Genomic DNA, 13,241 nt, shown 5'->3' with positions numbered 1-13,241 from the left:
ATTCCCCCCTTCTGATCACCGGAACGGGAAAGGTCGAGGATGAGGCCGCGACCATTAAGATCGCGTTAACCGTCGCGACGATCTGTTTGCGCGCCGTGGCGCGACCGCCTATGTCTGCCCGTCCGCGCCCGTACGATGCGGACCGCGTGCGGCGCCGAGACCGCCGAAATCCCAACTGGGACCCTTTGGGACGCCTGAGATGACCGAGATGACCGGGAGCCGCCTGCGGGGCTCGCTCACCGCGCTTGTGACGCCCTTCCGCGACGGGGCCTTCGACGAAGCCGCCTTCCGGAAATTCGTGCGCTGGCAGATCGAGCAGGGCAGCCACGGCCTCGTGCCGACCGGCACCACCGGCGAGAGCCCGACCCTCACCCATTCCGAGCACGACCGGGTGGTCGAGGCCTGCATCGACGAGGCGGGCGGGCGCGTGCCGGTCGTGGCGGGTGCGGGCTCCAACTCCACCGCCGAGGCGGTCGAGCGGGCGCAGCACGCCGAGCGCGCGGGGGCCGACGCCGTCCTCGTGGTGACGCCGTACTACAACAAGCCGACGCAGGCGGGCCTCTACGCCCACTTCAAGGCCGTCAACGATGCGGTCGGCATTCCGATTATCATCTACAATATCCCGCCGCGCTCCGTCATCGACATGAGTGTCGAGACGATGGCCCGGCTCTTCGAATTGAAGAACATCGCCGGCGTGAAGGACGCGACCGCCAAGATCGACCGCGTCAGTCAGCAGCGACAGGCCATGGGTGCGAGCTTCATCCAGCTTTCAGGCGAAGATGCGACGGCGCTCGGCTACAACGCCCAGGGCGGCCACGGCTGCATCTCGGTGGTGGCGAACGTCGCCCCGCGTCTCTGCGCCGACCTCCAGGAGGCGACGCTGTCGGGGGACTACGCCAGGGCGCTGACCCTCCAGGACAAGCTGTTCCCGCTCCAGACCGGCCTGTTCGCCGAGGCCAACCCGGCGCCGGTGAAGTACGCGCTCGCCCGGCTCGGCCACATGCAGGAGGAGCTGCGCCTGCCGCTCGTGCCGGTGACGGAGCCCACGAAGCGCATCGTGGACGACGCCTTGCGGCATGCCGGGCTCCTGGTCGACTGAGAGGCACCCGCATGGCCCCGAAACCGGAGCCCAGCCGGCGGATCGTCGCCGACAACCGCGCCGCGCGCTACCACTACACCATCGAGGACACCCTCGAGGCCGGCATCGCGCTGACCGGCACCGAGGTGAAGTCCCTGCGCGGCGGCAAGGCGACGATCGGCGAGGCCTATGCCGGTCCCTCCGGCAACGACCTGATGCTGTTCAACGCCTACATCCCGGAATACCTGGAGGCGAACCGCTTCAACCACGACACCAAGCGCCCCCGCCGGCTGCTGCTGCACCGCCGCCAGATCAACAAGCTGATCGGCGCGACCCAGCGGCAGGGCTACACGGTGGTGCCGCTCAAGATCTACTTCAACGACCAGGGGCGGGCGAAGGTCGAGCTGGGCCTCGGCAAGGGCAAGCAGGCCCACGACAAGCGCGAGGCGGTGAAGGAGCGCGACTGGCAGCGCGACCGGGCCCGGCTGCTGCGCGACCGAGGCTAGGTTGCGGGCCTAGGTCCCGGGACCGGTGGGGCTGAGCCGGATGCACCGGGGGCGCGGACAGGATCGCCTTGGCGGCGATCCCGCGCCGTCGCATGATCCCGCCTCCGCCGGTGCGGCGGCCCGGACTCGCGCATACGAGGTGCGGCCCATGCCATCCAGCCACGACGTCCTGCCCGACGACCTGCCCGTTCCCGTCGATGACGGCGCGGCCGCCCATCTCCGCGGGATGCGCCTGCCCGACGTGGCGCTCACCGCAACGGATGGACGCACCGTCTCGCTGGCGCGGCTCTCCGGGCGCACGGTCGCCTACGCGTATCCGCGCACCGGCGAGCCGGGGAAGCCCGGCCTCACCCCCGACTGGGACGCGATCCCGGGTGCCCGGGGCTGCACGCCGCAGGCCTGCGATTTCCGCGACCACCACGCCGAGCTGAAGGCCCGGGGCGTCGCCCAGGTCTTCGGCCTCTCGACCCAGACGAGCGCCTACCAGCGGGAGGCGGCCGAGCGCCTGCACCTGCCCTTTCCGCTCCTCGCCGACCCGCACCGGGCCTTCGCCATGGCGGCGCGCCTGCCGGTCTTCGAGGCCGGCGGCGCGGTGCTGCTGCGCCGCCTGACCCTGGTGATCGACGACGGCGTGGTGAGCGCGCTGTTCTACCCGGTCTTCCCGCCGGACCAGAGCGCCCGGCAGGTTCTCGCCTGGCTCGACCGGCCGGGCGCCTGAGGGCCTACTCCTCGGCTTCCGGCTGGCGGATGCCGTAGCGGTTCTCCAGGCCCGGGTTCGTCCGGCCCTCCCCGCGGTAACGGCTCGGCGCCTCGCCGGGCGCCCGGACCGGACGCTCGCCCGGATCGCGCCCGATCCGGCCCGCGAGGCTCGCGAGGTCGACGAACTCGTCGGCCTGCCGCCGCAGCTCGTCGGAGATCATCGCCGGCTGGGTCTGGATCGTGGAGATCACCGTCACCTTGACGCCCCGCCGCTGCATCGCCTCGACCAGCGAGCGGAAATCGCCGTCGCCCGAGAACAGGATCATGTGATCGATATGCGTGCTGAGTTCGAGGGCGTCGATCGCCAGCTCGATGTCCATGTTGCCCTTGTACTTCCGCCGGCCCATCGAATCCGTGAACTCCTTCACGGGCTTGGTCACGACGCGGTAGCCGTTGTAGTCGAGCCAATCGATCAGGGGGCGGATCGATGAATATTCCTGATCCTCGATCATGGCGGTATAGTAAAATGCGCGCAGAAGGTTCTCGCGCGATTGAAATTCCTTGAGCAGCTTCTTGTAATCGATGTCGAAACCGAGGGCCTTGGTGGTGGCATAGAGATTGGCGCCGTCGATGAAGATGGCGCTGCGTTGGGTTGTGGGCATGAACAGGTCAGATCCCGGAAAATCGTGGGTGACAGGAAATCGTCTGATTAAACGGCCAGGGTCCGCCGACGGCGACTGGCCGGGGCGGTGCTCCGCGATCGGGGGCGCCAAGCTTTGCAATCCAGCGCGTAACGACGCGGTCCGTGTGCGTGCGGCCGCCGCTCTGGCGACCGGACCATTCGTTTCAAACGCGTCCGTGTCAAGCAGAGCACGGAGATGTGCGGCTCTGGAAACCTGGATCAATGGCTCGGGAGATTGATCGAATGGGCTTCTGCGCTGAAGAAAGAGGTTTACGGAAGTCGATCCCGTAAACCTCAGATGCGTCGGGGCCCGGCCGTGCGCGGGCACCCGGACTCAGCCGTTGACGCGCTCCACGCTGTTGACCGGGCGCTTGCCGCGCAGCTCGGCGATGATCGCGTTGAGATGCTGGAGATCCCAGACCGACAGGTCGATCGTGATGTCGGTGAAATCCTGGGTGCGCCGCTTCATCGAGATGTTGTCGATGTTGCCGTCGTGGTCGGCGATCACTTGGGCGATCTGGGCGAACACGCCCGGCTCGTTGATCGACTTCAGCGCCAGGCGGGCGGGGAAGCGCTCGCCGCCCAGTGCCTCCGTGTCCCAGCGGACGTCCAGCCAGCGCTCCGGCTCGTTGTCGAAGGCGGCGAGGGCCGCCGACTGGATCGGGTAGACGGTGACCCCGACACCGGGGGTCAGGATGCCGACGATGCGATCCCCCGGGACCGCGCCGCCATTCGGCGCGAAGGTCACGGGAAGGTCGCCCGCGAGGCCCCGGATCGGGATCGCGTCGCTGCGATCCTCGGCGCCCTCCTTGCCGTCGGCGCCCTGGAAGGTGAGCCGCATGGTCTGGTCGGCCGAGCGGACCAGCCGGCCGGCGCCGTTGGCGGCCCCCTGCGCGGGGGAAGGCCGGCGCTCGTCGCGGTGGTCGGGATAGACGGCGCGGACGACGTCGCCCGAGAACATCTCGCCCCGCCCCACGGCGGCGAACACGTCCTCGGTGGTGGCGCGGGCGAGCCGCGGCAGGGCGCCGCGCAGCTTGTCCTCCGAGAAGGTCTTGGCGGCGCGCTCGAAGGCCCGGTCCAGGATCTGGCGGCCGAGGCCCGCATATTGCCGGCGCACGGCGGCCCGGGTCGCCCGCCGGATCGCCGCCCGCGCCTTGCCGGTCACGACGAGCGATTCCCAGGCGGCCGGGGGCGAGGCGCCGTCGGAGCGGCTGATCTCGACCTCGTCGCCGTTGGCGAGTTCGTGCAGAAGCGGCGCCATCCGGCCGTTGATCTTGGCACCCACCGCCGTGTTGCCGACGTCGGTATGCACGGCGTAGGCGAAGTCGATCGGCGTGGCCCCCCGCGGCAGGGCGATCAGCCGGCCCTTCGGGGTGAAGCAGAACACCTGGTCCTGGAACAGCTCCAGCTTGGTGTGCTCCAGGAACTCCTCCGGGCTGTCGCCCTCGGCGAGGAGTTCGATGGTCCGGCGCAACCATTGGTAAGCGCCGCTCTCGCCGGCGAGCCGCGGATGCACGCTGCCCTCGGCGCGTCCCGGATCCTTGACCAGCTCGGCGCCGACTTCCTTGTAATGCGCGTGGGCCGCGATGCCGTACTCGGCGATGTCGTCCATGGCGCAGGTGCGGATCTGCAGCTCGACGCGCTGGCTCTTCGGCCCGATGACCGTGGTGTGGATCGAGCGGTAATCGTTCTGCTTCGGGGTCGAGATGTAGTCCTTGTAACGGCCCGGAACCATCGGCCAGCTGGTGTGGACGATGCCCAGCGCCGCGTAGCATTCCTGCACGGTGTTGACGACGACCCGGAAGCCGAAGATGTCGGAGAGCTGCTCGAAGGCGACGGATTTGCGCTCCATCTTCGACCAGATCGAGAAGGGCCGCTTCTGCCGGCCGCTCACCTCCGCGGTGATGCCTTGCGCGGCGAGCTTCTCGGTGAGCACCTGCGCGATGGTCTCGACCACGCTCTCGGACTTGGCGGTGAGCCGCGCCAGCCGCTGCGTGATGGTGGCGTAGACCTCCGGCTCCAGGTTGCGGAAGGCCAGATCCTCCAGCTCCTCGCGCAACTCCTGCATGCCCATGCGGCCGGAGAGCGGCGCGTAGATGTCGAGCGTCTCCTGCGCGATGCGGTGGCGCTTGTCCTCCCGCATGTGCTGGAGGGTGCGCATGTTGTGCAGGCGGTCGGCGAGCTTGACCAGCAGCACGCGCACATCCGCCGCCACCGCGAGCAGCAGCTTGCGGAAGTTCTCGCCCTGCGCCGCCTGCTTGGAGACGAGGTCGAGGCGCTTGAGCTTGGTCAGGCCGTCGACCAGGGCGCCGATCTCCGGCCCGAACAGCCGGCGGATCTCCTCCAGCGTCGCCTCGGTATCCTCCACGGTGTCGTGCAGGACCGCGGCCACGATGGTGGCGTCGTCGAGGTGGAGGTCCGTGAGGATCGCGGCGACTTCGAGGGGGTGGGCGAAGAACGGGTCGCCCGAGGCGCGCTTCTGCGTGCCGTGCGCCTGCATGGCATACACGTAGGCGCGGTTGAGCAGCGCCTCGTCGGCGGCCGGATTGTAGCGCTTGACCCGCTCCACGAGCTCGTACTGGCGCATCATCCGCCGGGACGGGGCCGGGGCTTCCTGGGTCGTGCGTGGGGTCGGGATCACGCGCGATTGTTCCGCAACCGCCGGGCCGGCGCCAGCCCCCGGCGGGGGAAAACCCTCCGGCGCCGGGCCGGCCTCGGAACGAGAGAACCCGGCGTCTCCGCCGGGTCCGGTCTCGGTCAGGTCGTGCGCGTCCAGGCCCACGGTGTCCGGCTCACTCGCCCTCGTCGTCGGTCTCGACCGGCGGGGCGAGGTTCTCGAGGCCGCGGAGCAGATCTTCCTCGCTCATGCGGTCGAACTGGACCGCCGCGTCGTCGCTGGAGGACTGGGGCGCCACCGCGGCGGCGGCCGGCGAGCTCGACAGCAGCGGCACGGTCTCGGCCTCCGGCTCGTCCACCTCGACGTATTTCTGCATCGAGTGGATCAGCTGCTCCTTGAGGTCGTCGGCCGTGATCGTCTCGTCGCCGATCTCGCGCAGGGCCACGACGGGGTTCTTGTCGCGGTCGCGGTCGATGGTCAGGGGGGCGCCGGCGGCCAGGAGGCGGGCCCGGTGGCTCGCCAGCAGCACCAGCTCGAAGCGGTTCTCGACCTTCTCGATGCAGTCTTCGACGGTGACGCGCGCCATGCGGGGCGGCTCCTTGGGCTTGAGCGACGGAAGATGTCGGGTATGGCGCCACTCTACACCGGATGCCGTTGTGCAACAAGCACAGCGGGTTGCGCCGGGCGCGCCTCCGGCGAGCGCTGCGGGCCGGGCGCGCCGAGGCCCGGGTGCGGCGTCGGTGCGGCATCATGGTGCGGCGCATTGTTGACACCCACGGCCGCGGGTGCGAGTGCGCGCCCCATTCCAGAGTTTCGGCCGACACGGGCGGCGTTCGCGCGCCGAAAGGTGCCGGCGATCAGGACGCAACATGCGCGCACTCATCTTTCCCGGCCAGGGCAGTCAGGCGGTCGGCATGGCGCGGGACCTCGCGGAGGCCTTCCCGCAGGCCCGGGCCGTCCTCAACGAGGTCGACGCCGCCCTGAACCAGAACCTGTCGCGGCTGATGTTCGAGGGGCCGGTCGAGGAGCTGACCCTCACCGCCAACGCCCAGCCGGCCCTGATGGCGGCGAGCCTCGCGGTGCTGCGCGTGCTGGAGGCCGAGCGCGGCCTCGACCTCGAACGCGACGTGGCCTGCGTGGCCGGCCATTCGCTGGGCGAGTACGCGGCCCTCGCGGCCGCCGGCAGCCTGACGATCGCGGATGCCGCCAAGCTGCTGCGCCTGCGCGGCGAGGCGATGCAGGAGGCGGTGGCGCCGGGCGCGGGCGCCATGGCGGCGCTGATCGGCACCGATCTCGACTCCGCCCGATCCGTCGCCGAGGCGGCGGCCGACGAGGCCGGCGGCGGCGCGGTCTGCGACGTCGCCAACGACAACGGCGGCGGCCAAGTGGTGCTCTCCGGCGACCGGCCGGCCGTGGAGCGCGCCATCGGCATCGCCACCGGCCGCGGGATCAAGCGCGCCGTGATGCTCAACGTCTCGGCGCCGTTCCACTGCCGCCTGATGGCCCCGGCCGCCGAGGCCATGGCCCGGGCGCTGGCCGCCGTCGCCCTGAAGGCCCCGCGCGTCACCCTCTACGCCAACGTCGCGGCCGCCCCGGTCTCCGATCCGGAGGCGATCCGCACGGCCCTGGTCGAGCAGGTCACCGGCACCGTGCGCTGGCGCGAGAGCGTCGCCGCCATGGCGGCGACGGGCGTCGACCGGTTCTACGAACTCGGCGCCGGCAAGGTGCTGACCGGCCTCGTCAAGCGCATCGCCCCCCAGGCGAGCGCCACGGCGGTCGGCACGCCCGCCGACGTCGCCGCCTTCGCGCTCTGATCCGACAGGAGCCCCGCATGTTCGATCTCACCGGCCGCAAGGCCCTCGTCACCGGCGCGACCGGCGGCCTCGGCCAGGCGATCGCCCGGGCGCTGCACGCCCAGGGCGCCACCGTGGCGCTCTCGGGCACGCGGCCCGCGGCCCTGGAGGCGCTCGCCGCCGAACTCGGCGAGCGCGCGAGCCCCGTCGCGGCCGACCTCTCCGACAAGGACTCGGTGGAGGGCCTCGTGCCGGCCGCCGAGGCCGCGATCGGCCCGCTGGACATCCTCGTGAACAATGCCGGCATCACCCGCGACAACCTGTTCATGCGGATGAAGGACGAGGAGTGGGAGCAGGTGATCGCCGTCAACCTCACCGCCGCCTTCCGCCTGTCGCGGGCCGCCGTGAAGGGCATGATGCGCCGCCGCTCCGGACGGATCGTCAATATCGGCTCGGTGGTCGGCAGCACCGGCAATCCCGGCCAGGGCAACTACGCCGCCGCCAAGGCCGGCCTCGTGGGCATGACCAAGGCGCTCGCTGCCGAGGTCGCCTCGCGCGGGATCACGGTCAACTGCATCGCCCCGGGCTTCATCAGCTCGCCCATGACCGACGCCCTCAACGAGAAGCAGCGCGAGGGCATCCTCGCCCGCGTGCCCGCCGGGCGGCTCGGCGAAGGCTCGGAGGTGGCGGCGGCCTGTCTCTACCTCGCCTCCGCGGAGGCGGCCTACGTCACCGGGCACACGCTGCACGTGAATGGCGGTATGGCCATGTACTAGTGTGCGAAGACCGGTCTCGAACCGGCGACGATCGCGCGCGAATCACCCCCGCCGACACGCAAGTGCCACACCCATGAAGGCTTTCTGAACGGGCCCTCGCCAGGGCGGGAACCCTGTGCTACCACGCCCCGCAGCCGTACAGGGGGTTGACGGTTCAGCGGGTTTTCAGTCCAAGGCCCTCCGGCGGGGGCGTCCCGGCTCACGCGCCGGTTCACCTCAGAAGCACGCGCGATCGGACACCGGCCCGTCACAACAAGCCCGCAAGGGCGCGACGCGGCCACGGCACCACCCCGAGAAGACTGACAGACCAAAAGGACGAGGACGGAAGACCGATGAGCGATATCGCTGAGCGCGTGAAGAAGATCGTCGTCGAGCACCTGGGCGTGGAGCCCGAGAAGGTGGTCGAGAGCGCCAACTTCATCGACGACCTCGGTGCCGACAGCCTCGACACGGTCGAGCTGGTCATGGCCTTCGAGGAAGAGTTCAACGTCGAGATCCCGGACGACGCTGCCGAGACCATCCAGACGGTCGGCGACGCCGTGAAGTTCCTGGAGAAGAACTCCGCCGCCTAAAGGCGCCGGGGACCGGGTTTGACGCGGCGCGGGTGAGGCGAAACAGCCCCCGCGCCGTTATGCGTTTCAAGGCTCGGAGGCGTGACGGGTCCCGCCGGGACCGATTCCGCCGCCGAGGACGTTAGGACGATGCGCGACCGCGGCTCTGCCGGCGGGGCTGCGCCTCAAGACGGGACAGGGCACATGCGGCGGGTGGTGGTCACGGGTCTGGGGATGGTCACGCCGCTCGGCTGCGGAGTGGAGCACACCTGGAGCCGGCTGATCGCGGGCGACAGCGGCGCCGGCCCGATCCGCGGCTTCGAATCCGCCGACCTGCCCTGCCGGATCGCCGCGCAGGTCCCCTTCGGCGACGGCACCGACGGCACCTTCAACCCCGACCTCGTGATGGAGGTGAAGGAGCAGCGGAAGGTCGATCCGTTCATCGTCTACGCGATGGCGGCGGCCGACGAGGCCCTCAAGGATGCCGGCTGGGCGCCGAAGAGCCACGAGGACCAGTGCGCCACCGGCGTGCTGATCGGCTCCGGCATCGGCGGCATCGGCGGCATCTACGACGCCTCCGTGACCCTGCACGAGAAGGGGCCCCGCCGGATCTCGCCGTTCTTCATCCCGGGCCGGATCATCAACCTCGCCTCCGGCCAGGTCTCGATCGCCCACGGCCTGAAGGGCCCGAACAACGCGGTCGTGACGGCCTGCTCCACGGGCGCCCACGCCATCGGCGACGCGAGCCGCCTGATCGCGCTCGGCGACGCCGACGTGATGGTGGCGGGCGGAGCCGAATCGCCGGTGAACCGCCTCTCGATCGCGGGCTTCTCCGCCTGCCGGGCGCTGACCACGGGCTTCAACGACACGCCGGAGAAGGCCTCCCGCCCCTACGACCGCGACCGCGACGGCTTCCTCATGGGCGAGGGCGCCGGCATCGTGGTGCTGGAGGAGTACGAGCACGCCAAGGCCCGCGGCGCGAAGATCTACGCCGAGGTGGTGGGCTACGGCCTCTCGGGCGATGCCTACCACATCACCTCCCCGTCCCCGGACGGCGACGGCGCCTTCCGCTGCATGAGCGCCGCGGTGAAGCGAGCCGGGATTTCGCCGTCCGAGATCGGCTACATCAATGCCCACGGCACCTCCACGCCCATGGGCGACGAGCTGGAGCTGAAGGCCGTGGAGCGGCTCCTGGGCGACGCCGCCGCGAACGCCACCATGTCGTCCACCAAGAGCTCGGTGGGCCACCTGCTGGGTGCGGCCGGCTCGGTCGAGGCGATCTTTTCGATCCTCGTCCTGCGCGACAACGTCATCCCGCCGACGCTCAACCTCGACAACCCCTCCGTGCAGACCCAGATCGACCTCGTGCCGTTCGAGGCCAAGCGGAAGCGGGTGGATGTCGTGCTGTCGAACTCGTTTGGGTTTGGTGGGACGAATGCCAGTCTGGTGATGCGGCGCGTGAGCTGATCGCCCCTGTTCAGAATTAGCGTTTTGTTAAAGTTTTCTGGCCTTCCCTCTAAATCAACCTAGGGTGGTTGAGAGGCGGAATATGGCCACACGCGTCAATTTGGATGCGATGATACCGCGTGCGGATTTTGCTACGCACGACGATGATTTTACGATGGAACTATTTCAGAATTTTCCTATCTCAAATATAGAAAGCAGCTCGCCGATACGTTCTTTCCTGAGAAAGCCTGATTTTCAGCGCGAAACTAATCACTGGAGCGCTCAGCAAATATCAACTTTCATTGCCAGTTTTTTAGATAACGAACTCATTCCGTCACTCATACTCTGGAAATCTCCAAATTTTATATTTGTAATCGACGGCGGTCATCGATTGAGTGCACTGCGTGCGTGGATGGAGGACGATTACGGAGATGGCTCCATCTCACAGAAGTTTTACAATAATGAGATATCAGAAGAGCAAAAAAGAGCGGCAAGGCGAGCCCGAAAACTAATAGAAGACTCGGTCGGAAGATTTTCAAGTCTCAGAAGTCTTGTGAGTTCTGAAGGGCTTGGAACCGATGCTCGCTCGAAGAGGGCGCGCAATTTATTCACTCGCGCGTTGGCGTTGCAGTGGGTTCAAGGGTCGGCTTCTGTTGCAGAAACATCTTTCTTTAAGATCAATTCTCAAGGGACTCCACTTGATGATACAGAGGAGATGCTATTAAAAAATAGAAAAAAGTCTGTCGCAATCGGTGCGCGTTCCATCTTAAGATCTGGTACTGGCCACAAATATTGGTCAAATTTCCCGCCGGAAAAGCAAGCAACGATTGAGGCCGTTTCCAGCGACCTTTATCAAACATTATTCGATCCAGAAATGCGTCAGCCGGTTAAGACGCTCGATCTTCCGTTGGGAGGATCAGTTGCACCAGTTGACGCGCTCTCATTGCTGGTTGATTTTTTGGTTTTGATAAATGCTCAGAGTAGTGGTCCGTCGACAATTGCTGATTATGCAGATGACAAGTCTGGAGATGAAACAATCGATATTTTGAAACGTGCGTTAAGCGTCGCTAAGCGAATTAGCGGTAATAAGCCGGGGAGTTTAGGCCTCCATCCTGCGGTTTATTTTTATAACGAAAGAGGAAAACACAGTAGATTCCTTTTTCTTGCGATGGTGATGCTTGTTGCTCAAAATTTAGCTAACAACAATGGAAACTTCTTTCGAAATTTTACTTCGGCTCGAAAAGAACTCGAAAAATTCCTTGTAAATAATAAATCTTTGATCGGAATTCTCCTTCAAAATATGAGCAAGGGAAGCCGAGTTTTGCGAATAAAAGAATTGTTGTCTTTCATGATCGACGAATTTTCCGCGGGTAGAGCCGTCTCAGTTGAACAGGCAATCATCCAAGCGGGAGGACGAGGAAGAGTGATCGATGTCACAACAGCCAACGACGCTATTGCATTTTCCGAGGAAACAAAATCAGCGATATACATAAAGCAGGCAATTTTGTCGGCCATGAAATGTCCAATATGCGATGGACTGCTCGATCCAACCAAATCGGTTTCCTATGATCATATACAAAGAGTTCGAGAGGGAGGACGAGGGGATATTTCCAATGGTCAAATGGTTCATCCTTATTGCAACGACGCCGTGAAATCTTAGCGTAAGGGTGCACTTGTCTAAATTACTCTAGGAGAGTTCACCACCCCCGGCGCTCAGCCTCCCCCGGCACCCGCCCCTGCGGGGTGAGCGCGTGCACCACCTCCGGCAGCGCCTGGGCGAGCTGCGACAGCAGCGTCTCGCGGTCCAGCCCGGTCTGCTGCTGGAGGGTGTCAAGCGTGTCGGGGCCGAGCGCCCGGGCGAGCTGGTCCGGGGCCACCGGGCGGTTGGCGCCGTGGCCGATCCAGGACTCGATCACGTCGCCGAGGCCGCCCTGGCGGAAGCGGTCCACCAGCCCGTCGAGGCCGCCGAGATCCCCCTGCCCCGCCGGGGCGGCGCGGCTCGGGGCCGGGGCGTCGCCGGGGCCGTCGAGCATGCCGGACAGATCCGAGAAATCGCCGGGCGGGAGGGACGGATCCGTCGGCCCCTCCGGGCCCCCGTCGCGGCGGCCGCCATACTGGTCCCAGCCGCCGATGTCGCCCCCGTCGTCGGGGCGGCGTCCGCTGGCATCGGCGGGGTGCTGGCCGGGATCGCGGCCGTAGGGGCCGGCGCCGCCGGAGCGGTCGGCCTCGGGGCCCGGCTCGCCCCGTCCCCCGCGCCCGAAGATGTCGCCGAAGCCGCCGCTGGCGCCCTTGGCCAGCAGCAGCATCAAGAGCGCCTTCACCAGGGGCGACATGCCCCCGGCGCCCTGCTTCTGCCCGCCGAACACCTGGCCCAGCACGCCGCCGATCGCCGATTCGAGCAGTCCCATGCGCGTCTCCCCCACGGTTCGGGCCGGACGGGCCCCGGCGGACAACCCTCGGGGGCGGGCGCGGGTTGCCTCGCTCAGCGGGCCGGAGGGGTGAGCGCGGCCTGCGTGGTGTGGGCGGCGGTGGTGGCGTCGGCGGGCTCGACCAGCGGCACCGTCGCGGCCGAGAGGATCAGTCCGGCCAGGAACAGGCCGGTGGCGGCGGCGCCGGCGCGGGGGCGCGGCAGGCGGACGGCGCGGCGTTTCGCGGGATGGGGACTTTCGACGGTCCAGGGCATCGCGGCCTCTCCGGGTTCGGGGCGGGCCCTCGGGGCCCTGTTGCCGGATGAACGCCGCCGGGGGGCGGACCGGTTCCCGAACCCTTAATCCCGGACGACGAGGCGGCGCCCCAGCGCCCCGAGGGCGCAGGCCGCGCAGTAGACCGGCAGGATCAGGCCCGCGCCGTCGAGCCACAGACCGGGCAGGCCCGGCACGAACCCGGCGAGCGCCGCCGCGGCCACGAGCCCCGCGACCACGCAAAGTCCCAGCGAGGCGGCGAGCCGGTCCGGCCAGCCGACCAGCGCCCCGACCACGAGGCCGAGCGCGGCCGCCCCGGCGAGCCCGGGCCAGAATCCGGCGAGCAGCAGCGTCACGGCCGTCCGGCCTCCCTGCGGGCGCGATCGATGCGCGCGGATGGGCGCGGCCCGGC

At 67.8% G+C, this 13,241-nt stretch carries 14 protein-coding genes; 8 read left to right on the top strand and 6 right to left on the bottom strand.

Going from position 1 to position 13,241, the window contains the following annotated elements; translation table 11 throughout:
* Window positions 1-199: 199 nt before the first annotated feature.
* The 3 genes from dapA (at window position 200) to PQI07_RS21995 (ending at window position 2,302) form a co-directional block, all read left to right on the top strand.
* The gene (gene dapA / locus PQI07_RS22005) at window positions 200-1,099 is read left to right on the top strand and encodes a 4-hydroxy-tetrahydrodipicolinate synthase (protein ID WP_043383024.1); all 900 of its coding nucleotides are present in this window, start codon (window positions 200-202) and stop codon (window positions 1,097-1,099) included.
* An 11-nt stretch (window positions 1,100-1,110) separates the two neighbouring features.
* Window positions 1,111-1,584 (top strand): SsrA-binding protein SmpB, encoded by a 474-nt coding sequence (gene smpB / locus PQI07_RS22000; RefSeq protein WP_043355930.1) that lies wholly within the window; start codon window positions 1,111-1,113, stop codon window positions 1,582-1,584.
* Between the two features lie 148 nt (window positions 1,585-1,732).
* Entirely contained in the window at window positions 1,733-2,302 is a 570-nt protein-coding gene (locus PQI07_RS21995; RefSeq protein ID WP_043355932.1) for a peroxiredoxin, read from the top strand.
* Window positions 2,303-2,306: 4 nt separating this feature from the next.
* Here PQI07_RS21995 and PQI07_RS21990 read toward each other — a convergent pair whose 3' ends face one another.
* The 3 genes from PQI07_RS21990 to rpoZ all read right to left on the bottom strand — a co-directional run bounded on the left by PQI07_RS21990 (window position 2,307) and on the right by rpoZ (window position 6,168).
* The gene (locus PQI07_RS21990; RefSeq protein WP_043383019.1) at window positions 2,307-2,945 is read right to left on the bottom strand and encodes a LabA-like NYN domain-containing protein; all 639 of its coding nucleotides are present in this window, start codon (window positions 2,943-2,945) and stop codon (window positions 2,307-2,309) included.
* A gap of 354 nt (window positions 2,946-3,299) precedes the next feature.
* Window positions 3,300-5,555: a RelA/SpoT family protein gene (locus tag PQI07_RS21985; RefSeq protein ID WP_043355937.1), complete on the bottom strand. Its 2,256-nt coding sequence runs from the start codon at window positions 5,553-5,555 to the stop codon at window positions 3,300-3,302.
* A gap of 202 nt (window positions 5,556-5,757) precedes the next feature.
* Window positions 5,758-6,168, bottom strand: a complete 411-nt coding sequence (gene rpoZ / locus PQI07_RS21980) for a DNA-directed RNA polymerase subunit omega (protein ID WP_010685409.1) — start codon at window positions 6,166-6,168, stop codon at window positions 5,758-5,760.
* A 283-nt stretch (window positions 6,169-6,451) separates the two neighbouring features.
* Between rpoZ and fabD the strand changes: the two genes are divergently transcribed.
* The 5 genes from fabD to PQI07_RS21955 all read left to right on the top strand — a co-directional run bounded on the left by fabD (window position 6,452) and on the right by PQI07_RS21955 (window position 11,808).
* On the top strand, window positions 6,452-7,396 hold the full coding sequence (gene fabD, locus PQI07_RS21975; protein ID WP_274927387.1) for an ACP S-malonyltransferase: 945 nt from the start codon (window positions 6,452-6,454) through the stop codon (window positions 7,394-7,396).
* Between the two features lie 17 nt (window positions 7,397-7,413).
* The gene (gene fabG, locus PQI07_RS21970; RefSeq protein WP_043355943.1) at window positions 7,414-8,151 is read left to right on the top strand and encodes a 3-oxoacyl-[acyl-carrier-protein] reductase; all 738 of its coding nucleotides are present in this window, start codon (window positions 7,414-7,416) and stop codon (window positions 8,149-8,151) included.
* Between the two features lie 332 nt (window positions 8,152-8,483).
* The gene (locus PQI07_RS21965) at window positions 8,484-8,723 is read left to right on the top strand and encodes an acyl carrier protein (protein WP_007559070.1); all 240 of its coding nucleotides are present in this window, start codon (window positions 8,484-8,486) and stop codon (window positions 8,721-8,723) included.
* 183 nt (window positions 8,724-8,906) lie between these two features.
* On the top strand, window positions 8,907-10,169 hold the full coding sequence (gene fabF / locus PQI07_RS21960; RefSeq protein WP_274927386.1) for a beta-ketoacyl-ACP synthase II: 1,263 nt from the start codon (window positions 8,907-8,909) through the stop codon (window positions 10,167-10,169).
* 82 nt (window positions 10,170-10,251) lie between these two features.
* Entirely contained in the window at window positions 10,252-11,808 is a 1,557-nt protein-coding gene (locus PQI07_RS21955; RefSeq protein ID WP_274927385.1) for an HNH endonuclease family protein, read from the top strand.
* Between the two features lie 37 nt (window positions 11,809-11,845).
* Here PQI07_RS21955 and PQI07_RS21950 read toward each other — a convergent pair whose 3' ends face one another.
* The 3 genes from PQI07_RS21950 to PQI07_RS21940 all read right to left on the bottom strand — a co-directional run bounded on the left by PQI07_RS21950 (window position 11,846) and on the right by PQI07_RS21940 (window position 13,185).
* Window positions 11,846-12,556 (bottom strand): YidB family protein, encoded by a 711-nt coding sequence (locus PQI07_RS21950; RefSeq protein ID WP_274927384.1) that lies wholly within the window; start codon window positions 12,554-12,556, stop codon window positions 11,846-11,848.
* 74 nt (window positions 12,557-12,630) lie between these two features.
* Window positions 12,631-12,831, bottom strand: a complete 201-nt coding sequence (locus PQI07_RS21945) for a hypothetical protein (RefSeq protein WP_274927383.1) — start codon at window positions 12,829-12,831, stop codon at window positions 12,631-12,633.
* Between the two features lie 84 nt (window positions 12,832-12,915).
* The gene (locus PQI07_RS21940) at window positions 12,916-13,185 is read right to left on the bottom strand and encodes a hypothetical protein (RefSeq protein ID WP_043757120.1); all 270 of its coding nucleotides are present in this window, start codon (window positions 13,183-13,185) and stop codon (window positions 12,916-12,918) included.
* Window positions 13,186-13,241 lie beyond the last annotated feature (56 nt).

It is taken from the genome of Methylobacterium sp. 092160098-2, assembly GCF_028920805.1.
Classification (GTDB): domain Bacteria; phylum Pseudomonadota; class Alphaproteobacteria; order Rhizobiales; family Beijerinckiaceae; genus Methylobacterium; species Methylobacterium fujisawaense.
This window is presented reverse-complemented; position numbering and strand designations above follow the sequence as displayed.